At 67.2% G+C, this 317-nt stretch carries 1 protein-coding gene; it reads right to left on the bottom strand.

From position 1 onward, the window contains the following. The coding region (locus E5162_RS14830; RefSeq protein WP_158291326.1) for a hypothetical protein at nucleotides 1–317 on the bottom strand (317 nt) is incomplete at both ends.

Below are 317 nucleotides of genomic sequence, written 5' to 3' on the forward strand. Positions count from 1 at the left end.
TGCGCACGCTGCCCGCGCACTCGCTTGCGGTCAGTACGGCTACGCGATCGACCCCGTACCGCGACGCGAGTTCGCGCAACACGGGTTCGTTTGCCGACCGCGCATGGGCGACGGACAGGACCCGGCGCCCCAGGGGAGCGGGCTCTGCATCTTCAGTGGCCTCGCCCGCGTCGGCGTCAGCCTCCGTATCGGTTTCCAGGTCGGTCTCAAGATAATTGCCGACAAGGCCAGGCCCGCTCGTGTCCTCGAACCGTGATCCCAGGCCGATAAACGGGGTGAGAGCGTGTTCGTGCGTTTCGCGGCGCCAGGCATCGTAC

Origin of the sequence: Marinicauda pacifica (genome assembly GCF_004793635.1) — a bacterium.
Classification (GTDB): domain Bacteria; phylum Pseudomonadota; class Alphaproteobacteria; order Caulobacterales; family Maricaulaceae; genus Marinicauda; species Marinicauda pacifica.